At 62.4% G+C, this 21,683-nt stretch carries 22 protein-coding genes; 9 read left to right on the top strand and 13 right to left on the bottom strand.

Annotated features, from left to right (window positions below; all coding sequences use genetic code 11):
- Positions 1 to 80: 80 nt before the first annotated feature.
- Together ACE3O2_RS10770 and ACE3O2_RS10765 are read right to left on the bottom strand one after the other, a co-directional pair.
- The gene (locus ACE3O2_RS10770; protein WP_374337359.1) at positions 81 to 1,382 is read right to left on the bottom strand and encodes an ammonium transporter; all 1,302 of its coding nucleotides are present in this window, start codon (positions 1,380 to 1,382) and stop codon (positions 81 to 83) included.
- 18 nt (positions 1,383 to 1,400) lie between these two features.
- The gene (locus tag ACE3O2_RS10765) at positions 1,401 to 1,739 is read right to left on the bottom strand and encodes a P-II family nitrogen regulator (RefSeq protein WP_374337357.1); all 339 of its coding nucleotides are present in this window, start codon (positions 1,737 to 1,739) and stop codon (positions 1,401 to 1,403) included.
- A 294-nt stretch (positions 1,740 to 2,033) separates the two neighbouring features.
- On the opposite strand from ACE3O2_RS10765, the gene ACE3O2_RS10760 reads away from it, so the two are divergent.
- Together ACE3O2_RS10760 and ACE3O2_RS10755 are read left to right on the top strand one after the other, a co-directional pair.
- Entirely contained in the window at positions 2,034 to 2,291 is a 258-nt protein-coding gene (locus ACE3O2_RS10760) for an accessory factor UbiK family protein (protein WP_168878047.1), read from the top strand.
- A gap of 4 nt (positions 2,292 to 2,295) precedes the next feature.
- Positions 2,296 to 3,552, top strand: coding sequence for a multifunctional CCA addition/repair protein (locus tag ACE3O2_RS10755; protein ID WP_374337355.1), 1,257 nt, complete (start codon positions 2,296 to 2,298; stop codon positions 3,550 to 3,552).
- Here ACE3O2_RS10755 and murB read toward each other — a convergent pair.
- The 3 genes from murB to ACE3O2_RS10740 form a co-directional block, all read right to left on the bottom strand.
- Positions 3,542 to 4,558: a UDP-N-acetylmuramate dehydrogenase gene (gene murB / locus ACE3O2_RS10750; protein WP_374337352.1), complete on the bottom strand. Its 1,017-nt coding sequence runs from the start codon at positions 4,556 to 4,558 to the stop codon at positions 3,542 to 3,544. The two genes, ACE3O2_RS10755 and murB, sit on opposite strands and share 11 nt — an antisense overlap.
- Positions 4,548 to 5,936, bottom strand: coding sequence for an MATE family efflux transporter (locus tag ACE3O2_RS10745; RefSeq protein ID WP_374337350.1), 1,389 nt, complete (start codon positions 5,934 to 5,936; stop codon positions 4,548 to 4,550). Before ACE3O2_RS10745 ends, murB begins: the two co-directional genes overlap by 11 nt.
- A 78-nt stretch (positions 5,937 to 6,014) precedes the next feature.
- Positions 6,015 to 7,418, bottom strand: a complete 1,404-nt coding sequence (locus tag ACE3O2_RS10740) for an MATE family efflux transporter (RefSeq protein WP_374337348.1) — start codon at positions 7,416 to 7,418, stop codon at positions 6,015 to 6,017.
- A 412-nt stretch (positions 7,419 to 7,830) separates the two neighbouring features.
- Between ACE3O2_RS10740 and ACE3O2_RS10735 the strand changes: the two genes are divergently transcribed.
- Together ACE3O2_RS10735 and ACE3O2_RS10730 are read left to right on the top strand one after the other, a co-directional pair.
- Positions 7,831 to 8,964 (top strand): branched-chain amino acid ABC transporter substrate-binding protein, encoded by a 1,134-nt coding sequence (locus ACE3O2_RS10735; protein WP_168878043.1) that lies wholly within the window; start codon positions 7,831 to 7,833, stop codon positions 8,962 to 8,964.
- A gap of 121 nt (positions 8,965 to 9,085) precedes the next feature.
- Positions 9,086 to 10,099, top strand: coding sequence for a class 1 fructose-bisphosphatase (locus ACE3O2_RS10730; RefSeq protein WP_168878042.1), 1,014 nt, complete (start codon positions 9,086 to 9,088; stop codon positions 10,097 to 10,099).
- A gap of 72 nt (positions 10,100 to 10,171) precedes the next feature.
- Here the strand turns inward: ACE3O2_RS10730 and adk are convergent, their stop codons facing one another.
- Genes adk through ACE3O2_RS10700 form a run of 6 tightly spaced genes read right to left on the bottom strand, consistent with a single transcriptional unit; the run spans position 10,172 to position 13,900 of the window.
- A complete protein-coding gene (gene adk, locus ACE3O2_RS10725; RefSeq protein ID WP_374337345.1) occupies positions 10,172 to 10,828 on the bottom strand; it encodes an adenylate kinase in 657 nt (218 codons plus the stop codon).
- A 48-nt stretch (positions 10,829 to 10,876) separates the two neighbouring features.
- On the bottom strand, positions 10,877 to 11,665 hold the full coding sequence (gene kdsB, locus ACE3O2_RS10720; protein WP_374337342.1) for a 3-deoxy-manno-octulosonate cytidylyltransferase: 789 nt from the start codon (positions 11,663 to 11,665) through the stop codon (positions 10,877 to 10,879).
- On the bottom strand, positions 11,665 to 11,844 hold the full coding sequence (locus tag ACE3O2_RS10715) for a Trm112 family protein (protein ID WP_168878039.1): 180 nt from the start codon (positions 11,842 to 11,844) through the stop codon (positions 11,665 to 11,667). The genes kdsB and ACE3O2_RS10715 overlap by 1 nt, the downstream gene beginning before the upstream one ends.
- Positions 11,834 to 12,841, bottom strand: a complete 1,008-nt coding sequence (gene lpxK / locus ACE3O2_RS10710; RefSeq protein ID WP_374337340.1) for a tetraacyldisaccharide 4'-kinase — start codon at positions 12,839 to 12,841, stop codon at positions 11,834 to 11,836. The genes ACE3O2_RS10715 and lpxK overlap by 11 nt, the downstream gene beginning before the upstream one ends.
- A gap of 3 nt (positions 12,842 to 12,844) precedes the next feature.
- On the bottom strand, positions 12,845 to 13,276 hold the full coding sequence (locus ACE3O2_RS10705) for an ExbD/TolR family protein (protein WP_374337338.1): 432 nt from the start codon (positions 13,274 to 13,276) through the stop codon (positions 12,845 to 12,847).
- Positions 13,277 to 13,282: 6 nt separating this feature from the next.
- Complete coding sequence (locus tag ACE3O2_RS10700) at positions 13,283 to 13,900, bottom strand: MotA/TolQ/ExbB proton channel family protein (protein ID WP_374337335.1); 618 nt, start codon at positions 13,898 to 13,900, stop codon at positions 13,283 to 13,285.
- Between the two features lie 484 nt (positions 13,901 to 14,384).
- On the opposite strand from ACE3O2_RS10700, the gene xseA reads away from it, so the two are divergent.
- The 5 genes from xseA to ACE3O2_RS10675 all read left to right on the top strand — a co-directional run bounded on the left by xseA (position 14,385) and on the right by ACE3O2_RS10675 (position 18,891).
- Positions 14,385 to 15,722 (top strand): exodeoxyribonuclease VII large subunit, encoded by a 1,338-nt coding sequence (gene xseA, locus ACE3O2_RS10695; protein WP_374337333.1) that lies wholly within the window; start codon positions 14,385 to 14,387, stop codon positions 15,720 to 15,722.
- 65 nt (positions 15,723 to 15,787) lie between these two features.
- On the top strand, positions 15,788 to 16,915 hold the full coding sequence (locus ACE3O2_RS10690) for a GTP-binding protein (protein ID WP_374337330.1): 1,128 nt from the start codon (positions 15,788 to 15,790) through the stop codon (positions 16,913 to 16,915).
- 3 nt (positions 16,916 to 16,918) lie between these two features.
- Complete coding sequence (locus ACE3O2_RS10685; RefSeq protein WP_374337328.1) at positions 16,919 to 17,797, top strand: AraC family transcriptional regulator; 879 nt, start codon at positions 16,919 to 16,921, stop codon at positions 17,795 to 17,797.
- A gap of 63 nt (positions 17,798 to 17,860) precedes the next feature.
- On the top strand, positions 17,861 to 18,574 hold the full coding sequence (locus tag ACE3O2_RS10680; protein WP_374337326.1) for an AzlC family ABC transporter permease: 714 nt from the start codon (positions 17,861 to 17,863) through the stop codon (positions 18,572 to 18,574).
- Positions 18,571 to 18,891, top strand: a complete 321-nt coding sequence (locus ACE3O2_RS10675; protein ID WP_374337324.1) for an AzlD domain-containing protein — start codon at positions 18,571 to 18,573, stop codon at positions 18,889 to 18,891. Before ACE3O2_RS10680 ends, ACE3O2_RS10675 begins: the two co-directional genes overlap by 4 nt.
- Here ACE3O2_RS10675 and miaA read toward each other — a convergent pair whose 3' ends face one another.
- Positions 18,892 to 19,851 carry a tRNA (adenosine(37)-N6)-dimethylallyltransferase MiaA gene (gene miaA, locus ACE3O2_RS10670; protein WP_374337322.1) on the bottom strand — a complete coding sequence of 320 codons (960 nt, stop codon included), beginning with the start codon at positions 19,849 to 19,851 and terminating at the stop codon, positions 18,892 to 18,894.
- Positions 19,848 to 21,644: a DNA mismatch repair endonuclease MutL gene (gene mutL, locus ACE3O2_RS10665; protein ID WP_374337320.1), complete on the bottom strand. Its 1,797-nt coding sequence runs from the start codon at positions 21,642 to 21,644 to the stop codon at positions 19,848 to 19,850. Before mutL ends, miaA begins: the two co-directional genes overlap by 4 nt.
- Positions 21,645 to 21,683: the final 39 nt, after the last annotated feature.

The raw sequence follows: 21,683 nt of genomic DNA, 5'->3' as shown, positions 1-21,683 counted from the left end.
GGGACAGGGTCGAAAAAAAACCGCCGGGCAAGCCGGCGGCCATCAAGAGACATGCCCTGTTTATGGCAGGACAGGAGTGATCATTCGACGTGCTCGCCATGCAGCACAATGTCCAGCCCTTCGCGCTCTTCATCGGTGCTGACACGTAGCCCGATGGTCATGTCCAGCACTTTCAGCAAGAGCCAGGTCACCACCAGGGTGTAGCCCGCCGTCGCCAGCGTGGCCTGGGTTTGTACCCACAGCTGCTCCATGGGGGGCAGCAGTACCGGGGTGCCCTTGGTGATGCTGGCGTCAGCCAGTACACCGGTCAGCAGGGCGCCGAGAATGCCGCCGACACCATGCACGCCAAAGGCGTCCAGCGAGTCGTCGTAGCCCAGCTTGTGCTTGAGCCAGGTGGCGCTCCAGTAGCAGACAATACCGGCGACCAGACCCAGCACCAAGGCACCGCCTACCCCCACATAACCCGAGGCCGGGGTGATGGCCACCAGACCGGCAACGGCACCCGAGGCGAGGCCCAGCACCGATGGCTTGCCCTTGCCCAGCCACTCTGCAAACAGCCAGCTCAGGGCGGCGGCAGCAGCGGCCACCTGGGTGGCGACCATGGCCATCACGGCACGACCATCGGCGGCCAGCCAGCTACCCGCATTGAAACCAAACCAGCCAACCCACAACATGCCGGTACCAATCAGGGTCAGCACCAGATTGTGTGGAGGCATGGCTTCACGGCCAAAGCCCACCCGCTTGCCGAGCATCAGGGCGCACACCAGACCAGCGACACCGGCGTTGATGTGCACCACGGTGCCGCCAGCAAAGTCAAGTGCTCCTTTGGCGAACAGCCAGCCCCCGGCTTGCCACACCCAGTGCGCGACCGGGGCATAGACCACCAGTGACCACAGTACCGAGAACAGCAGCATGGCAGAAAACTTCATCCGCTCGGCAAAGGCACCGGTGATCAGTGCCGGGGTAATGATGGCAAAGGTCATCTGGAACATCATGAACAGCAGTTCCGGGATGGTGTAAGCGGTTCCGGCACCATCGGTCCACAGGGTGCTGTGGTCGATGCCGCGCAGCATCACCCGGCCCAGACCACCAATGAAGCTGTTGTTCGGGTCAAACGCCAGGCTATAGCCCACCACCACCCACAGTACGCTGACCGCAGCCGTGATGGCGAAGCTTTGCATCATGGTGGCCAACACGTTCTTGCGGCGAACCATGCCACTGTAGAACAGCGCCAGACCAGGCAGGGTCATAAACAATACCAGTGCGGTGGCAACCAGCATCCAGGCGGTATCGCCGCGATCCAGGGTGACCGGTGCGCCGGCCAATGCCGGCATCGCCAAGGCAGGGCTGGCCAGCGCCAGCAGAAAACGGGACATCTTCATGTTCAGGGCTCCAGCGGTTTACAGGGCGTCAGAACCGCTTTCGCCAGTGCGAATGCGGACCACTTGTTCCAGATCGAATACAAACACCTTGCCGTCACCGATCTTGCCGGTGCGCGCGGCCTGTTCAATCGCTTCCACCGCCTGATCGACCAGTGCATCGTCGAGCGCGACCTCAACTTTGACCTTGGGCAGGAAGTCCACCACATACTCGGCACCCCGGTATAACTCGGTGTGCCCCTTCTGCCGTCCGAAACCTTTGACCTCGCTGACGGTCAACCCTTGTACGCCGATGGCGGACAAGGCTTCGCGCACCTCGTCCAGTTTGAATGGCTTGATTACCGCTGAAATGAACTTCATGACAGTTCCTATCTCCAGTCTGAGGAAGGGATGCGGTGTTCTGCGCAGGGCGGCCCGCTTTTTATTGCACAGCAACATGCTGTTTCCTTCCTACTGGCAAAAGGCGTGCCAGCCCTACAGTGCCCCGCCAGGCGCGGTAGCGCCGTGATTGCAGGCCGCTCATGCACCAGGGTGTGACGGGATGCGCATCAGACTGCACCGCGTTGGTGCATGGACTTTGATGTGCTGCACTGCCGATGCGCCGACGGAATGGCATACAATGCAGACAAGCTGTTTGGACAAAGGACACAAACCATGTTGCGAGACAAACTGAAGGATGAGCTGTCACAGAAATTCTCTGAATTGCTGGCCAACAGCCCGGCCAAAGATCTGGAGAAGAACGTCAAGGCCATGCTGGGTAGCGCATTCGGCAAGCTGGATCTGGTGACCCGCGAAGAGTTTGATGTACAGACCCAGGTGCTGGCGCGAACCCGTGAGCAGCTCGCCGCTCTGGAGGCGCGGCTGCAGGCGCTGGAAACGCCGCCACAGCCGCATGAGGCAGATGAGGCCTGAGGGGATGCAGGATCCCTTGTTGCAAGGCTTGCAGGTCTACCGGGTGGGCGGCGCGGTGCGCGACCGCCTGCTGGGACTGCCGGTCAAGGACCATGACTACGTGGTGGTTGGCGCACGCGCGGAAGCGCTGCTGAGCCGGGGCTTTCAGCCGGTGGGGCGGGATTTCCCGGTGTTCCTGCACCCGGTCAGCCACGAGGAGTACGCGCTGGCGCGTACCGAGCGCAAGTCGGGCAGTGGTTATACCGGCTTTGTGGTTCACGCCGATCCGGAGGTTACGCTGGAGCAAGACCTGGCCCGGCGGGATCTTACCATCAATGCCATGGCCGAAAGCGCGGAGGGTCTGCTGGTTGACCCCTACGGCGGTGAGGCGGATTTGCGCGCCGGGCTGCTGCGTCACGTGAGCCCGGCATTTGTGGAAGACCCGGTGCGGGTGTTGCGGCTGGCCCGTTTTGCCGCCCGTTTTGGTTTTCAGACTGCACCGGAAACCGCTGCCCTGCTACGGCAGCTGGTGCAAAGCGGTGAGCTGGACCATCTGGTTGCCGAGCGGGTGTGGCAGGAATTTGCCAAGGGGCTGATGGAAGCCCGGCCTTCGCTGATGATCCGCAGCCTGCGGGAGAGTGGGGCGCTGGCGGTGATCCTGCCGGAGCTGGACCGGTTGTTCGGGGTGCCACAGCCGCCACTGCATCATCCGGAAGTGGACAGTGGCGAGCATGTGCTACTGGCCTTGGACCTCGCGGCCCAGCAAGGCGCGTCGCTGGCGGTGCGCTGGGCGGTGTTGCTGCATGATCTGGGCAAGGGGCTGACGGACCCGGCGGACTGGCCCCGCCACCATGGGCATGAGCAGGCTGGCGTGCCTGTGGTCAGCGCGGTGTGCGAGCGTCTGAAGCTGCCAGCCGCCTTGCGTGAGCTGGCCGAGCTGGTGTGCCTGTTGCATTTGCAGATTCACCGTCTGGCCGAGCTGCGGCCGAGCACGGTGCTCAAGTTGCTGGAGCGGGCGGATGCCTTCCGTCGGCCGGAGCGCTTTGCCGAGCTGGTGCAGGCGTGCCGCTTTGATGCGCAAGGGCGGACCGGGCTGCAGCAGCGGGCCTACCCGCAGCAGGCGCAGTGGCTGGAGCTGCAGCAGGCAGCGAGGGCGGTGGATGCCGGGGCAGTGGCCAAGGCGTGCGCCAAACCACAGGCCATTCCGCAAGCGGTACATGATGCGCGCTTGCGAGCGGTCAGCGCCATTTTGGCCGCGCAGCGCAGCGGCGCTACAGGATGATGGGTTCGGGCTCCAGCGCCACCCCAAAGCGCTGCATCACGTCGCGCTGAATCGCTTGCGCCAGTGTCAGCACTTCGCCACCGCTGGCACCGCCGTGGTTGACCAGCACCAGTGCTTGCCGTTCATACACCCCGGCCGCTCCCAGCTGGCGGCCTTTCCAGCCGCACTGGTCGATCAGCCAGCCTGCCGCCAGTTTGACCTGCCCGGCAGCGGCCGGGTAGTGCACCAGATTCGGGTATTGCGCCAGCAAGGCAGCCGCTTGCGCGGCGGGTACCAGCGGATTTTTGAAAAAGCTGCCGGCATTGCCGATCACGGCCGGGTCCGGCAGCTTGCGCTGGCGTACCCGAATCACTGCCTGTGCCACGTCTAGCGGCGTGGGGGCGCTGACCTGCATGGCGTCCAGCTCTTTCTGCAATTCTCCATAGCCGGTGTGTACGGTGGCGGTCTTGTTCAGGCGGAAACGAACCCGTAGCACGATGCCATGCTCGCGCCAAGCGTGCTTGAACACGCTGTCGCGATAGCCAAAGGCGCACTGTTCCCGGTTCAGGGTATGCAGGCGACCATCGCGTGCATCCAGCAGGGAGAGCTGCTCGAAGCAATCTTTCAGCTCTACCCCGTAGGCGCCAATATTCTGGATGGGTGCCGCGCCCACCGTGCCCGGAATCAGCGACAGGTTCTCCAGCCCGTAGCCACCTTGAGACAGCGTCCACTGCACAAAAGGATGCCAGGTCTCGCCAGCGGCCGCTTCCACCCACAAGGATGCGGCATCTTCGGCCACGCATTGCTTGCCCTGTGTGCACAGGCGGAGCACCACCCCGGCAAAGTCACCGGTGGGCAGCAGGTTGCTGCCGCCGCCCAGAATCAGGCGCGGCAGCCCTGCCCAGCGTGGATCGTTCAGTGCGGGCCAGAGTTCATCATCCTGTTCGATGTGAACCAGCCAGCGGGCGTGGGCGGCAACGGCAAAAGTGTGATACGGCGTCAGTGACGCGAGAGATTCAATGCGCATGGCCGGATTGTGCCACAAGCCGCTGCCGGTTGACGCGCAACAGGCTGGCGGTGAGCAGCAGTGCAGCGACAAACAGCCCGGCGGTCAGCCCGTACCAGAAGCCGCGTGCGCCCAGTGGTGCGCCACCTCCGATGGGGGAAAAGGCCAGCCAGTAACCCAGCGGTACGGCAATCACCCAGAACGACAGCCCCATGATCCACATCGGCAGCGAACCTACCTTGTAGCCACGCAAGCCGCCGCCCGCGCAGGCCTGCAGGCAGTCGCCGAGCTGGAAGGCCGCACCGATGGGCAGCAAGCCAATGGCGACCTGCAATGCGCCGTGGTCACTGGTGTACAGGCTGGCAATCTGCAAGGGGAACAGGAACATCAGCGAGCCCGACAGCAGCGCAAATGCGCTGACCATCAGCAGGGCGACCATGGAGACCCGCCGCGCTTGATCGAGACGCCCGGCGCCCACGTGCTGACCGATGCGTACCGTGAGAGCATGCCCCAGATTGCTGGGCACCATGAACATCATGGCTGCAAAATTCATCACGATCTGATGGCCCGCCACCACTTCAGCCCCCAATGAGGCCAGAAACAGGCTGACGCTGGCAAAGGCGGCCACTTCAAACAGGTAGGTGCCGCCAATGGTGGCACCCAGTCGCAAGATGGGCTTGATCAGACTCCAGTCGGGTCGGGGCAGACGCAGTGGCAGACGGAAGGCGGCGTAGTTGGCGTGGCGGCGGACATGCCACACCATCACAAAGAAGCCTGCCCACATGCTGATGCCACTGGCCCAGCCACAACCGGCGCCACCCATGGCAGGCAGGCCCCAGTGGCCGTAGATCAGCAGCCAGTTCAAGGGGATGTTGAGCAATAACGATCCGAGACCAATCACCATCATCGGGCGCGTAAGTGACACGCTGGCGGAATAAAAGGTGAGCACCCGGAACAGCAGGGCTGCCGGTGTCCCGAATGCCATGCCGTAGAGGTAGACCCGCGCCTGCGCTACCACCTCCGGTTGTGCACCGGTCAGATGGAACAGCTGACTGCAACCGAGCAACAGAAGCACGACCAGTACACCGCAGATCAAGGCCAGCCATATCCCTTGCATGGCCAAGCGGGGAATCTGCGCGTAGGTCTTGGCCCCATAGTGATTGGCAATGAAGGGACCAATGGCACTGAGCAGGCCAAACAGGGTGACAAAGGGGATCACCCAGGTGTTCAACCCCAGTGACACGCCAGCCAGGGAGACTGCGCCGGTTTGACCCGCCATGACGGTATCCACAAAGCCCATCAGCAGCTGGGACATGCCCGCAACGATGGTAGGGCCGGCAAGGCGAGCGAGGGCATTGCCTTCGGCAATGTGAGGGGCAAATCGGGTACGGAACGTCATGGTGTCAAAGAGCGAAAGTAAAGTTGGCCTTGCATTGTAGCGGATTCTATCCGTTATCGTACGGACGGAATCCGCCAATCAATGCGTGCTGGCCGCAGGCTGCAAAGGCGGTGAATGCAGGCAGGCCTGGCGGCTGACCCGGAGCAAGGCCCACAGCAGCATGCCGGCCGCCAGCGTCAGGCCCAGCAGCAAGGCCAGCCAGAAACCCAGCGCCCCCAAGGGTGGCAGGGTCAGCCCAGGCAGCAGGTCAGGCCGGTAAGCCAGCAGGTAACCCACCGGCATGGCAATGCACCAGAACGCGACGAGCATGGCCAGCATCGGCAGGGTACTGATCTTGTAGGCACGCAGGGCGGCGGCAGCGCAAACCTGTATGGCGTCCGACAACTGATACCAGGCCGCCACCCCCAGCAGCACGCTGGCGATGTGCAGCACCGGCAGATCGACATGGTAGAGGTAAGCGAGCCGCGCCGGGGTGGCCAGCCACATCAGGCTGGCACTGCCGCAGGCCACCAGCAGGGCCAGCAGCAGGCCGACCTGCCAGCGGAAGCGGGCGTCTTGCGCCTGCTGCGCACCCAGTGCCTGAGCGACCCGGATGGACAGGGCAATGGAGAGCCCCTGCGGCAGCATATAGGTCAGGGTCGACAGGCTGGTGACGATCTGGTGTGCTGCCGTGGTGACTTCGCCCAGGCGGCTGATGAACAGGGCCACGCTGGAAAATGCCCCGACTTCACCGAGGAAAGTCAGGCCGATTGGCAAGCCAAAGCGTAACAGCTGCGCGAGCGTGGGCCAGTGCGGACGAGAAAAATTCTGCAAGGCGCGAAAGCCTTGGTAGCGCGGTGAGTGCTTCAGGTGCCACAGCTGCAGGGGCAGCAGCAACCACATGCTGATGCCGCTGGCCCAGCCACAGCCAGCGCCCCCCAAGGCGGGTAGTCCCCAGTGACCGTTGATCAGCAGCCAGTTCAGCGGAATGTTGAGCACAACCGCACCCAGCGCAAAAAACATGCCGGGGCGGGCATTGGAGGTGCTGGAGGCGTACAGGCCCAAGGTCCGTCCCAATAGCCCGGCGGGGGTGCCGATGGCAATACCCTGCAAGAACAGATGAGCCTGGGCAATCACGGCAGCCGGTGCGCCTGTCGCCTCCAGTAACGGCCGCATATTCAGCAGCAGCAATACGGCCAATGCGGACAGGCCCAAGGTCAGCCACACGGCTTGCTGGGTGACATGGCGAATCTTGTCTGGCGCATTGGCACCATGATATTGCGCAACAAACGGTCCTACCGCGCTGCAGACGCCAAACAGGGAGAGAAACACGGCGATCCAGATGCTGCTGCCCATAGACACTGCCGCCAGAGCCACTGCGCCGGAGGGGGCCGCCATCAGGGTATCCAGCAGCCCCAGCAGCACATAGGCGATCTGGCTGATGATCAAAGGCAGCGCCAGGCGAACCAGCTGCCGGGCTTCATTGCGCGCGCGATTCAGCATGCCAGGCCCGCGCCACAGCTGTTTTGTCGCCATTCTTGCAACACTGACTGCTCCGTGAAATTACTGAGATCCCGACGAGTATAGCGGCTAATGGCCCCATCAGGCTTGCGTATTGCTGTATGGGTGCCTGTGCAGCGTCTGTCATGGCGATTCAGCCGTGACGCGGGCTGTAGCGTCATGGTGCGGACAATTCCGGCAATCCGCGAGTGTTGGGCAAGGTCAAGGCTGTCCAGTAGCTGGTTAAATGGACGGACCTGTAGAAAACGCTTGATAGCAGATAAAAATCGGCGTAATAATTTCCCGCGCTCCCAAGCCCCATCAGGGTACGGGTATGGCCAACCCCCAGCAGTAAAACCGATATTATTGGCATACGTGAAACGTAAGTTCGCCCGCCAATGCATGAGGAGAGAGTATGTTTACCAAGAACAAGCTGGTTATCGCTGTTGCTTCCGCTGTTGCTCTGGCGGGTGTTGCTCACGCCGACATGGTGGTCAAGCTCGGCCAGGTCAGTCCGATGAGTGGTGGTATTGCTCACCTGGGCAAGGACAACGAAGCCGGCGCCAAGATGGCCATTGAAGAAGCCAACGCCAAGAAGATCAAGATCGGCGGCCAAGTGGTCACCTTCCAGCTGGTGTCGGAAGATGATGCCGCTGACCCGAAGACGGCAACCGTGGTTGCCCAGAAGCTGGTGGATGCTGGCGTGAAGGGCGTGGTGGGTCACCTGAACTCCGGTACCTCCATCCCGGCCTCCAAGATTTACTCTGATGCAGGCATTCCGCAGATCTCCCCGTCCGCGACCAACCCGAAGTACACCCAGCAAGGCTTCAAGACCACCTTCCGCGTGGTGGCGAACGACGTGCAACAAGGCACCGCCATGGGTTCCTTCGCGATCAAGAACCTGAAGGCCAAGACCGTGGCCATCATTGATGACCGCACCGCTTACGGCCAGGGTCTGGCTGACGAAGTGGAAAAGGCTGTCAAGGCTGCCGGTGGCAAGGTGGTGGCGCGTGAATTCGGTACCGACAAGACCACCGACTGGTCTGCCGTGCTGACCTCCATCAAGGCCAAGGCACCGGACGTGGTGTTGTACGGTGGCATGGATGCAACCGCTGGCCCGCAAGTGCAGCAAATGAAGCGTCTGGGCCTGAAGGCCAAGTACGTGGTGGGTGACGGTGGTTGCACCGGCGAAATGATCAAGCTGGCTGGCGACGGCATGTCCGGCGACGTGTACTGCACCGAAGCCGGTGTACCGCGCGCCATGATGCCGAAGGGCAAGGACTTCGAGAAGCGCTTCAAGGCCAAGTTCGGCATGGATATCCAGATCTATGCACCGTATGAATACGATGCCATGAACGCCATCATCGAAGCCATGAAGCAGGCTGACTCGGTCGAACCGGCCAAGTACCTGCCGAAGCTGGCTGCCATCAAGATGGCCGGTGTGACCGGTACCATCTCCTTTGACGCCAAGGGCGACATCAAGGGCGGCGCTGTGACCGTGAAGCAATTCACCAACGGCGCATGGAAAGATGTGCAAGTGGTGAAATGAGTCTCTGACTCATCACACCCTGAAACGGCACCTTCGGGTGCCGTTTTTTCTTTGTGGTGGACTGGTATTCAGCCCGCTCATGCTGGGGTAAACTGCGCGCACTGCATCGTGGAGTCCCCCCATGTCTCGTGTCACCCTCAGCCGTTACCTGATCGAACAAACCCGCGATCACGGCACCCCTGCTGACCTGCGTTTCCTGATTGAAGTGGTGGCCCGTGCCTGCAAGGCCATCAGCCATGCCGTGTCGAAAGGCGCGCTGGGTGGTGTGCTGGGCAATGCAGGTACCGACAATGTGCAGGGTGAGGCGCAAAAGAAGCTGGATGTGATCTCCAATGAGATCCTGCTGGAGGCCAATGAGTGGGGTGGCCACCTGGCTGCCATGGCATCCGAGGAAATGGACACGGTATACCCCATTCCTGGCCGTTTCCCCAAGGGCGCCTACATGCTGTTGTTCGATCCGCTGGATGGCTCCAGCAATATCGACATCAATGGCTCGGTGGGGACCATCTTCTCGGTGTTGCGCTGCCCGGATGGGGTGAGTGAACCCGGTGAAGCCGATTTTCTGCAACCCGGGGTGACCCAGGTGGCGGCAGGCTACGCCATGTATGGTCCGCAAACCATCCTGATGCTGACGCTGGGTAGTGGGGTCAAGGGCTTTACGCTGGATCGCGAGCTGGGCTCGTTTGTGCTGACCCACGACGACATTCGCATCCCTGAGCAAACGCAGGAATTTGCCATCAATACCTCCAATGCTCGCCATTGGGAGGCTCCGGTACAGCGTTATGTGGAAGAGTTGCTGGCAGGCCAGACCGGGCCGCTGGGCAAGAACTACAATATGCGCTGGATCGCCGCCATGGTAGGCGATGTGCACCGCATCCTCACCCGGGGCGGGATTTTCATGTACCCGTGGGATGCGCGTGAACCGAACAAGCCGGGCAAGCTACGCCTGATGTATGAGGCCAACCCGATGAGTTTCATTGTGGAGCAAGCTGGTGGCGCGGCAACCAACGGCCGCCAGCGTATCCTCGATATTCAACCTTCGAGCCTGCATGAGCGGGTTGCAGTGTTTCTGGGCTCAAAAGCCGAGGTGGAGCGAATTACCCGTTATCATCTGGAGGCGGACGCTGCCCGCTAAGTGGTCTCCCGGGTGTGCGCATAAAAAAAAGCCCGCATGGTTGCGGGCTTTTTGCTGTGGCCAGGCGAGGGCTTAGCTGCCCAGTGCCGCCAGAATGCTGTCGCGAATGCCTTCCACACTGCCCACACCAGCCACCTTCACATACTTCGGCGCGCTGCGGTCTCCCGCTTTGGCCTGCTCGGAGTAGTAGCCTACCAGCACTTCGGTCTGGGTGTGGTACACATCCAGGCGCTTCTTCACGGTATCTTCATGGTCGTCCGGGCGCTGCACCAAGGCTTCGCCGGTTTCGTCATCCACGCCATCCTGCTTCGGCGGGTTGAACTTGATATGGTAGGTGCGGCCCGAGGGCAGGTGAACGCGACGGCCCGACATGCGCTCGACGATCTCGCTGTCCGGCACGTCGATCTCCACCACATAGTCGATGGCAACCCCAGCTGCCTTCAGCGCATCGGCTTGCGGGATGGTGCGCGGAAAGCCATCGAACAGAAAGCCCTTGGCGCAGTCCGGCTGGGCGATACGCTCCTTGACCAGACCGATGATGATGTCGTCGGATACCAATTGACCCGCGTCCATGACAGCCTTGGCCTGCAGACCCAGCGGCGAGCCTGCGGCCACGGCGGCACGCAGCATGTCGCCAGTCGAAATTTGCGGAATGCCGAAGTGGGCCTTCAGGTAGTTGGCCTGGGTGCCTTTGCCTGCACCCGGTGCGCCCAACAAAATCAGTTTCATGGTGTTCCTCTGCTCAAAGGTCGAAGTTGATTGTCATCAGGGCATGCCTTATCCCGGCATGTTGTCAGGCGCGGGCTGGGAGGTCAGCCATTGTCGCACCCGTTCCAGATCCTCTGCTGTATCCACCCCGGCGGGCGGAGCGTCCGCCGCGATGGCCACCTGGATTACATAACCGTGCCACAGTGCGCGCAACTGTTCCAGTGCTTCAAACTGCTCCAGCGGACAGGCTTGCAGCTGCCGGTAGGCGCGCAGGAAGTGGGCGCGGTAACCATAGATCCCGATGTGGCGATAGGCGGGCAGGCCCTCCGGCAGCACGTCGCGCTGCTGTGCGAAGGCATCGCGTGCGTAAGGTAGCGGGGCACGGCTGAAGGTCAGCGCACGGCCGCGCTGATCAAAGCTGACCTTGACCACATTGGGATTAAAGAAATCGGTCGCGCTATGGATCGGATGGCATAGCGTGGCAATGGCGGCCTCAGGGGTATCCGCCAGCGCGCGCGCCACCTGCTGGATCAGTGCGGGCGGCAGCAAGGGTTCATCGCCCTGCACGTTGACGATCAGGGCTTCATCAGGCAGACCTAACAGGTCGGCTGCCTCAGCCAGCCGGTCCGTCCCGCTTGGGTGGTCTTCCCGGGTTCGCAGCACCGGCAGGCCCGCGTCGCGTACCACCTGCTCAATGTCGGCATGATCGGTGGCGACCACCACCTGGGCTGCACCGGAGCGCAATGCTTGCTGCGCCGTCCGCACGATCAGCGGCACACCGCCCACCTCCGCCAGCATCTTGCCGGGCAGGCGGGTGGAGGCGTGTCGCGCCGGAATAAGGACGGTGAACGCAGTCATCAGGCTGCGTCAGGGGTATCGAGGCTGCGGGCCTCGTCTTCCAGCAATACCGGAATGTCGTCACGGATCGGAAAAGCCAGCCGGTCGGCTTGGCAGACCAGCTCCTGGGCCGGCTTATGGTATTGCAGGGGGCCCTTGCACAAAGGGCAAACCAGAATGTCGAGCAGTTTAGCGTCCATGGGCGTTAAGGCGTCTTTCCACCAGGGCGGCCAGATCCGGGTGGACCTCTGCCGCGATGCACAATGCCCACAGTGTATCATTATTCAGCGATTTGCATTTCACTGCGTCTTTTTCCGTCATCAGGATGACATCTGCGGCCAGGGGGACGAAGTCTGCCGCCTGATAGGGGTGATGATCAGGGAATGCGTGCAGGGGCAGTGCCAAGCCCAGGCTGTCCAGCGTGCGGGCAAAACGCTGCGGATTGCCGATCCCGGCGACCGCCACCAGACGCTCACCTTGAAAGTCGGCCGCTTGCCGACGCTGCTCAGGGTGGTTGACCTGGTAAAAATCCTGCGGCTCAAGGCGCATGATGAAGGCAGGTGGCGTGGCGGCAGCAGGCGCGACCGGGCTGCCGTTGTAGACGATGGCATCCACCCGCTGCAAGCGGCGCAGCGGCTCCCGTAGCGGGCCTTGCGGCAGCAGGGCCTGGCTGCCCCAAGGGGCTGCACCGTCGATCACGCAGATTTCCACATCACGCTGCAGACGATAGTGCTGCAGGCCGTCGTCGCACAGGATGAGGTTAACTTCAGGGTGTGCGGCCAGCAGGGCATGGGCGGTGGCCACCCGGTCCTGCCCCACCCACACTGGCACCTCATGGTCGTACAGTTGCTGCGCCAGCAGTACCGGCTCATCGCCGGTCAGAGCCGGATCACTGTCGGGGTGGACGGCTTGTGGTTGACGATGGCTGCCGCCATAGCCCCGGCTGACAATGGCCGGATGCCAGCCACGTTCATGCAGGGAGCGGGCCAGCCAGGTGGTCAGGGGCGTTTTGCCACTGCCGCCAACATGGATGTTGCCCACCACGACGACCGGCACCGGCAGCTGCACCGAGCGCAACAGGCCGACCCGGTAGAGGGCGCGCCGCAGGCTGGCCAGCAGCCCGTACAGCCGGGCAGGCCACCACAAAACAAAGCGCCGCCAACTGGGGCGGCGCCATTCTGCGGTCAGGCCCCGCATGGTTTACTTGCCGGGTGTCTGTTCATCAATGGCAAAGGTGACTTTGGCAAAGCCGACGCTCTGGGCGGCTTCCATCACCAGCACCACATTCTGGTGCTTGGCATCGTTGTCGGCATTGATGACCACCACCGGGTCCTTGTTGTCACCCGCTGCCTGTTGCAGGGCGGCCTTGATACCGGCCAGATCCGTCTGGTTCAGCGGCTGGTTATTGATGTTGAAACGGCCCTGTGCGTCGATGGCCACATTCAGCATCTTGTCCTTGGGATCGCTGACACTGGCGGCTTCCTCGGTTGACGGCAGGTTGATCTGCAACTCGGCAAAACGGGAGTAGGTGGTGGTGACCATCAGGAAGATCAGGATCACCAGCAGCAAGTCGATCAACGGGATGAAGTTGATCTCCGGTTCTTCCCGGTGCTTGGCGCGACGGAAGTTCATGGCGGCTTAACCTTGCCGTTCGCCGTGGAGAATTTCCACCAGTTTGATGGCCTGCTGCTCCATCTCCACCAGCAGCTGATCCACCTTGGTGCGGAAATGGCGATAGAAGGCCATGCTGGGCACCGCGACGATGATGCCGAAGGCGGTGTTGTACAGGGCAACCGAGATACCATGTGCCAGTTCTGCCGGGTTTTGCCCGGTGCTGCCGCCACCGGCACCAAAGATTTCGATCATGCCCACCACCGTGCCAAACAGGCCAAGCAGCGGCGACATGGCGGCGATGGTGCCGAGGGTGGTCAGGAAGCGTTCCAGCTCGATGGAGGCAGCACGTCCGGCTTCCTCGATGGATTCTTTCATGATCTCGCGCGAGCTGCCCACGTTTTTCAGGCCGGATGCAAACACGCGCGACATCAGCGGCGCGCGCGGATCAATCAGCTTCTTCAGCAAGGCTTCGTTCACACCGTGCTGGCGGTATTCCTGCACCACTTCCCGCAGCAGGCCCGACGGGATGATGTTGCTGGACCGCAGCGACCAGGCGCGCTCGATGATGATGGCCAGCGCCGCAATCGAAGAGACGATCAACAACCAGATCGGCCAGCCGGCCGCTTGAATGATGGAATACACAACTGTTCCTTCTTGGTGAAACAACCCGGCGCTATGGCGCTGCGGTTACAATGGATACCGAATCAGGCGTCCGGCGCAAGGATACCATGAACCGCCCATTCGCTGCGCCATGCCGTTGGGGTAAAGCGGCGCCAGTGCGCATGCTAAGCGATTGTTTTCTCCTCAGCAAGACGGGGGGCTACTTTAAGAATGCGGGCTAAGCCCGTCATCCATCAAGGTTTTTTGGATTTACCCACAAAAGCTGTGGATAACTTTGTGGGCAACATTTGCAAAAGTGCGCTAACCCCCCGATGGTAAAGGAAGTTTTGTAGCCTGCCAGCTTCTTGGACAGTGTTTTTTATTGTTTAAAATCAATAACATAATTCTTTTGTTGACAAGATGACGCCCAGATTGCATGTTGCAGTGCAGGGCTTGACAAGGTGTGGATGAGTTGACCTTCACTGTGATGACAAATGAATTATCAGTAGCGGTAGTCCCGGTTTCCATGCTCAATCAACGGGTTGCCGATCTGCTGGCGGGTCAGTTGCCGCCCATGTGGGTCAGTGGTGAGGTGTCCAATCTCACCCGTGCGGCCTCTGGCCACTGGTACTTTGTGCTCAAGGATGAACACGCCCAGGTGCGTTGCGTGATGTTCCGGCACAAGGCGCAGTACGTGGCGTGGCCGGTCAGCAATGGCGACAAGGTGGAGCTGTATGCCAGCGCAGGGTTGTACGCCGCGCGTGGCGAGTTTCAGCTGTCCGTCGACAGCATGCGGCAAGCCGGGCGTGGTGCACTGTTTGCCGCCTATGAGGCGCTCAAGCAGCGTCTGCAAGCCGCTGGCCTGTTTGATCCGGACAGCAAGCGCACTTTGCCTGCGCATCCGGCCGCCATCGGGGTGATCACCTCACCGCAAGCCGCCGCCTTGCGTGACGTGCTCACGGCGTTGCGCCGGCGCGCGCCGCATATCCCGGTCATTCTCTACCCGGCACCGGTGCAGGGAGACGGTGCCGCCCCCTTGTTGCGGCGGGCCATCGAGCAAGCCAACGATCGCGCGGAAGTGTCGGTGCTGATTCTATGCCGGGGCGGTGGCTCGATCGAAGACCTGTGGGCATTCAATGATGAAGCGCTGGCGCATGCCATTGCCGCCAGCCGGATTCCGCTGGTCAGCGGGGTGGGGCATGAAACCGACTTCACCATCGCTGATTTTGTGGCCGATGTGCGCGCCGCCACGCCCACCGCAGCGGCCGAGCTGGTGTCGCCAGATGGGCTGGCCATGCGTCAGCACCTGGGGCAGCTGCAGCGCCGTCTGCAGCGTGCCGTGGCGCGCCAGCTGGAGCCACGCATGCAGCAGCTCGACTATCTGGCGCGGCGGCTGTTGCACCCGGGCCAGCGCATAGCTCAGCAACAGGCGGTATTACAGCAATGGCAACAACGTTGGCAGCGTGCTGGTAGCCAATTGCTGCAACAGCGCCAGCATCGCCTGCAACAGTTGCGCTGGCGCTGGCAGGCATGCCGTCCTGATTTGCCAAGGCTGACACATCGCTTGAGCCAGCTGCAAAGCCGCCTCGGTCCCAGCCTGCAGCGCCAGCTGCAAAGCCATGCACATCGCCTGAGCACGCTGGCCGCGCGGTTACAGGCGCTGGACCCGACGGCCGTGCTGGCGCGGGGCTACAGCCTGGTGACCACGGCCAACGGGCAAGTGGTGCGCCATCCAGAACAGGTACGTGCGGGCGATGCCTTGCACATTCAGCTGGCAGAAGGGCAGCTGCAGGCGCGGGTCAGCCCGCCGGCGCCGCAGCAGCAAGCATTGCCGCTGGAGCTGCCCAAGACAGACGGTGCTTGAAGAAGCTGCCTGCTTCCCCCATATTCAACAATTCATATGATTGACGCTCAGCCACAGGATTTTGCATGAACACCAACCCGAACCGCACCGACCTGATCCCGGTGACCATTCTGACCGGCTTTCTGGGGGCGGGTAAAACCACCCTGCTTAACCGTGTGCTGCAGGAGCAGCACGGCCAGAAGATTGCCGTGATTGAAAACGAATTCGGCGAAGTGGGCATCGACAACGAACTGCTGGTGCAGGACACCGAGCAGGTGGTGGAGATGAACAATGGCTGCATCTGCTGCACCGTGCGGGGTGACCTGCAGCGTATCCTGCTGGAGCTCGCGGGCAAGCGCGCGCTGGGCCAACTACAGTTTGAGCGGGTGATCATCGAGACCACCGGCCTGGCCGACCCTGGTCCGGTGGCGCAGACCTTCTTCTTTGATGAAGACGTACAGAAGCTGTACCTGCTGGATGCCGTGTTGACGGTGGTGGATGCCAAGCATGGCCAGCAGCAGCTAGACCGTGAAGAAACCGCGCAGAAGCAGGTGGCATTTGCTGACCGTATCCTGTTGTCCAAGACCGATCTGGTCAGCGAGGCCGAGCGCGCGGACCTGAGCCACCGCTTGGTACAGATGAACCCGCGCGCGCAGATTCAGGCGGTGCACTTCGGCGAGGCCCCGCTCGACACCATCCTCGACATCCGTGGCTTCAACCTCAACGCCCGGCTGGACATCAATCCGGATTTCCTCAACCCTGGCGAGGCGCATGATCACCACGATTGCCACGATGAGCATTGTGATGATCCGGCCCATCACCACCATCACGAACATGATGAGCATTGTGACCACGACCATTGTGAGCATGAACACCACCACCATCACGCGCCGCATCGGCATCTGGATGCGGTGCAGTCCTTCGTGTTCCGCAGCGAGCGGGCATTTGACATGCACAAGCTGGAGGAAACCCTCAGCAAGCTGCTGGAAACCTACGGCAACGACCTCTACCGCTACAAAGGCCTGCTCTACATTGCCAAGGAGCCGCGCCAGGTGGTGTTTCAGGGGGTGCACATGATGATGGGCAGCAATTTTGGCCGCCGCTGGAACGATGGCGAAAAGAAATCCAACCTGCTGGTGTTCATCGGGCGGCAATTGCCACGTGAGCTGATCGAGCAGGAGCTGGAGCGCTGCCTGATGGCGCCGAAGCGCTGAGCCATGGGCGACCCGCCCCCCCACCTGACCCTAGCCGAGGGGCCGCACCCGCTCGCACCCCGTGAGCGGGCCCATTTCTTTCGCCACCCGGCGCTGCCCGACAGCGACCTGCTGACGGCGCACTTCATTGAGCACCGCTTTACGCCGCACTGGCATGATTTCTACGCCATACCGGTGATTGAAACCGGCGCCGAGGCGTTTCAATACGGTGGAAAGCATCTGGTGGTGTCGCCGGGGCGGATGGGGGTGGTCAATCCCGGCGAAGTGCATACGGGAGAGGCGGTGTCTGCCGAAGGATGGCGCTATCGGGTGTTCTACCCTACGGTACCAGTGATGCAGCAGGTGGCGGATGAGTTGGCCGGGCGACCTGCACCGCTGCCTTGGTTTCCGGTCAAGGTGGTGGAGGATGCGCCGCTTTGTAGTGTGCTGGGGGCTGCCCACCGGGTACTGGAGCAGGGGAATGATCCCTTGCAGGCGGAAAGCCTGCTGGTCAATGGCCTGAGCCTGCTGCTGCAACGCCACGCGGGCACCCGCTCTGACCGTGCGCTGCATTGCCGCGATGATGCCCGCGTGCAGCAGATGATGCTGCGGTTGGCGGATGATCCGGCGCAGGACCTCAACCTGCAGATGCTGGCGGATCAGGTGGGGTTGTCCCGCTACCACGCCGTACGGCTGTTTTCACAAACGGTCGGCATGCCACCCCACGCCTGGCGGGTGCAACTGCGCGTCAACCGTGCTGCCGCCGCACTGCGGCGTGGCACCCCGGTCGCGCAAGTCGCGCTGGATGCCGGGTTCACCGACCAGAGCCACTTCACCCGCCATTTCAAGCGTGCGTTTGGTGTGGCGCCGGGTCGCTGGCAGCAGGCTCGCCGCGCGGCATAGCAAGAACGTACAAGCCAGCCCCCCAGGGGTTACGTATGCTGAGGGTGAAAGGAGTTCATTCTCATGCATACCCCACGTTCTGCCTTGCTGGAAGGCGCGCGCGATACCCTGCCCATGCTGGTTGGTGCCGCCCCGTTTGGCGTGATTTTCGGCACCCTGGCGGCAGGCTCTGCCATGCAGCTATGGCATGGCTCGCTGATGTCTGCCACCGTCTATGCCGGCTCCAGTCAGTTCATTGCAGTCGGGCTGGTCGCCGGTCATGCCTCGCTGCTGCTGATCTGGCTGACCACCTTTGTGGTGAATCTACGGCATGCCTTGTATTCCGCCACCTTGCTGCCACACGTCGCCCATCTGCCGCTGCGCTGGCGGGCGGGGCTGGGGGCGCTGCTGACCGATGAAACCTTTGCCGTGATGGTGGGGCATTACCGCCTGCACCCGCAGCACAGCCAGAGCCATTGGTATTTTCTCGGTTCTGCCGGATCCATGTACCTCAACTGGCAAAGCTGGACCTTGCTGGGCGTGCTGTTCGGCGCGGCCTTCCCTGCCTTGCAGCAATGGGGGCTGGATTTTGCCATGGTGGTGACCTTCATCGGCATCGTGGTGCCACAGCTCAAGCAGCGCCCACAACTGCTGGCGGCACTCACTGCAGGCGCGGTGGCCTTGCTGGGCCGACATTGGCCCTATAAGGGCGGGCTGATGCTGGCCATTCTGGCGGGCGTGACGGTGGGGGTCTGGGTGCATGCCAGAACATCGACCGTCGTGCAGGAGGCAGCATGAACTACACCGTGATGATTCTGGGCATGGCCTTGATTACCGTCTTGATCAAGGCCTCTTTCTTTCTGCTGGGGGATCGGGTCACCTTCCCCCCGGCCTTGCAGCGGGCACTGGCTTTTGTGCCGGTGACGGTGCTCACCGCATTGATTGTGCCCATGGTGCTGGCACCGCACGAGCAGGGTATTGAGCTGCACTGGCGTAACCCGCAGCTGATCGGTGCGCTGGTGGCGATTGCGGTCTGCCTGCGCTGGCGTAACCAGCTGCTGACCATTGTGTTGGGTCTGGCCGCGTATTTTGCCTGGCGGGCAGCGCTGCTCTGATCAGTGGGCAGGTGCGGTGTCCAGCCAGCGCTGAACCTGTTGCTCGACCTGTTGCGGCAGGTCGGCCGCCAGACAGTCGAGCAGCTGCCAGCCGGGCAGGCCACGCAGCCAGGTCATCTGCCGCTTGGCCAGCTGGCGGGTGGCGGCGATGCCTTTGTCGATCAGGGTCGGCAGATCGTCTTCACCAGCCAGATGCAGCCAGGCCTGCCGGTAACCCACACAGCGCATGCTGGGCAAGTCCGGGTGTAGCGCCGGGTAGCGCTGCTGCAGCTCGCGAACCTCATCCAGCAAGCCATCCTGCAGCATCTGCCGGAAACGCAGCGCAATGCGCTCATGCAGCGCCGCACGGTCGGAGGGGTGTAGCGCCAGCTGCAGAGTGCGGTAGGGTAGCGGGCTGGCTTGCTGCCGTGCCAGCAAGGCCGACATTGGCTCGCCGCTCAGCAGGCAGATTTCCAGCGCCCGCTGGATGCGCTGGCTATCGGTCGGATGCAGACGGGCTGCGGTGGTCGGGTCGAGGCTGGCCAGACGGGCATGCAGCGCGGCCAGACCATCTGTGCGGGCATCGGCTTCCAGCTGCGCACGCAAGGCGGGGTCCGCCTCCGGCAGGTCCGACAAGCCCTCCAGCAGCGCCTTGTAGTACAGCATGGTGCCGCCCACCAGCAGCGGGATCTTGCCGCGTGCGGTGATTTCCGCCATCACCTGCAAGGCATCGTTGCGAAATTGCGCCGCTGAATAGGCCTCCAGCGGACTGATCAGGTCAATCAGGTGGTGCGGTGCGCGTGCCAGCGTGGCGGCATCCGGCTTGGCGGTGCCAATATTCATGTCGCGATAGACCAGCGCCGAATCGACGCTGACCAGCTCGACAGGCAGCTGCTGCTCCAGCAGGTGAATGGCGCAGGCGGTTTTGCCGCTGGCGGTCGGCCCGGCCAGCAGAATCAGTGGGGGCAAGGCGGGTGTCATTGGCCGCGCAGGAACAGTTTGTCGAGGTCAGCCAGCGTGAGCTGAAACCAGGTCGGGCGGCCATGGTTGCACTGCCCGGAGCGTTCGGTGGCTTCCATCTCACGCAGCAGGGCGTTCATTTCTGGCAACGTCAAATGGCGGTTGGCACGCACGGCGCCGTGGCAGGCCATGGTGGCGAGCAGCTCGTTACGCCGAGCGGTCAGCACATCACTGCTGCCGACTTCAGCCAGGTCTTTCAGTACATCGCGCGTCAGCGCAATGCTGTCGGCCTGCTGCAAGGCCACCGGTACGGCACGCAAGGCTAAATGCGTTGGCGAAACGGGGGCCAGCTCAAAGCCCAGCCGTGACAACGTCGCGCTCTGCTGGCTGGCGGTCGCCATCTCCAGACTGGTGGCGTGGAAGCTGGCGGGAATCAGCAAAGGCTGGCTGACCACACTGTGCTGATCCAGTGCGGATTTCAGTTTCTCGTACAGAATGCGCTCGTGGGCGGCGTGCATGTCCACCACGATCAGGCCATGCTCGTTTTGCGCCAGCACATAGATGCCTTGTAACTGTGCCAGCGCGTAGCCCAGTGGCGGGGCATCCGTGGCGGCGGGGAGCGCCGGGGCCGCTTGCGGCAGGTCGTCCAGCGGTTTCAAGGCGGCAAAATAGTTCGGCACGGCCTCGGCAACACCCAGTGGCATCCGGGCTTGTTCATAGCGCGGAGCAGCTGTCCAGCCACTGCCAGGTGTCGGAGCGGGGCGGGTCGTCATCATCGGCGGCATGGGCGTGAAGCCGGGTTCGGCAACCGGCTGGCTGCTCCCAGCTACCGTACCCGCCAGAATTTGTTGCACCGTCGATTTCAGCAGGCGGTACACCGCGCTGCTATCGCGGAACTTCACCTCGCTTTTCTGCGGGTGTACGTTCACGTCCACCAGCTCGGGGGGCAGCTGGAAAAACAAGGCATAGACTGGGTGGCGCTCGTGATGCAGCACATCGCGGTAGGCCTCGCGCAGCGCGTGGCTGACCAGTTTGTCGCGGATAAAGCGGCCATTGACGAAGAAGTACTGCGCATCGCGCCCGGCGCGGGACTGCGTCGGGCTGCCAACCAGACCGGAGAGCTGCAGCATCCCGTTTTCTGCGGCCACACTCAGGCCGTCTTCCAGAAAGTGTTCGCCCAGAATGGCAGCAATACGCTGGTGGCTGCTCTGCCGCGGCAGACGCCAGCTGACACGGCCATTATGACTGAGGGTGAACGCCACCTGTGGCCAAGCCAGCGCCATGCGCTTGAAGGTATCCTCGCAATGCCCGTACTCGGTGGCTTCGGTCTTGAGGAATTTACGGCGCGCAGGGGTGTTGTAGTAGAGGTCGTGCACCTCCACCACGGTACCGGCGCTGAGCGCGGCGGGCTCGGGCTGGGAGAGCTCGCCACCTTGCGCTTCCACTTTCCAGGCGTGATCCGCCCCCACCGCGCGACTGGTCAGCGACAAGCGGGAAACGGAAGCGATACTGGCAAGCCCCTCGCCACGAAAACCGAGGGTACCGACCTGCTCCAGGTCCTCCAGCTGGCGAATCTTGCTGGTGGCGTGGCGCGCCAGTGCCAGCGGCAATTCAGCCACCGGGATACCACCACCATTGTCGCTCACGCGAATCAGCTGAATGCCGCCTTGCTGCAGCTGCACCTGAATGTCATCGGCGCCCGCATCCAGGCTGTTTTCCAGCATTTCCTTGAGGGCAGAAGCCGGGCGCTCCACCACCTCACCAGCAGCAATCTGGTTGATCAGATGGTCGGGCAACAGGGCAATGGCAGGCATGCGGAACGTCGTCAAAAAGCAGGGGATCCGGTTCATGAC

This window comes from Leeia sp. (assembly GCF_041909055.1).
Lineage (GTDB): Bacteria > Pseudomonadota > Gammaproteobacteria > Burkholderiales > Leeiaceae > Leeia > Leeia aquatica.
This window is presented reverse-complemented; position numbering and strand designations above follow the sequence as displayed.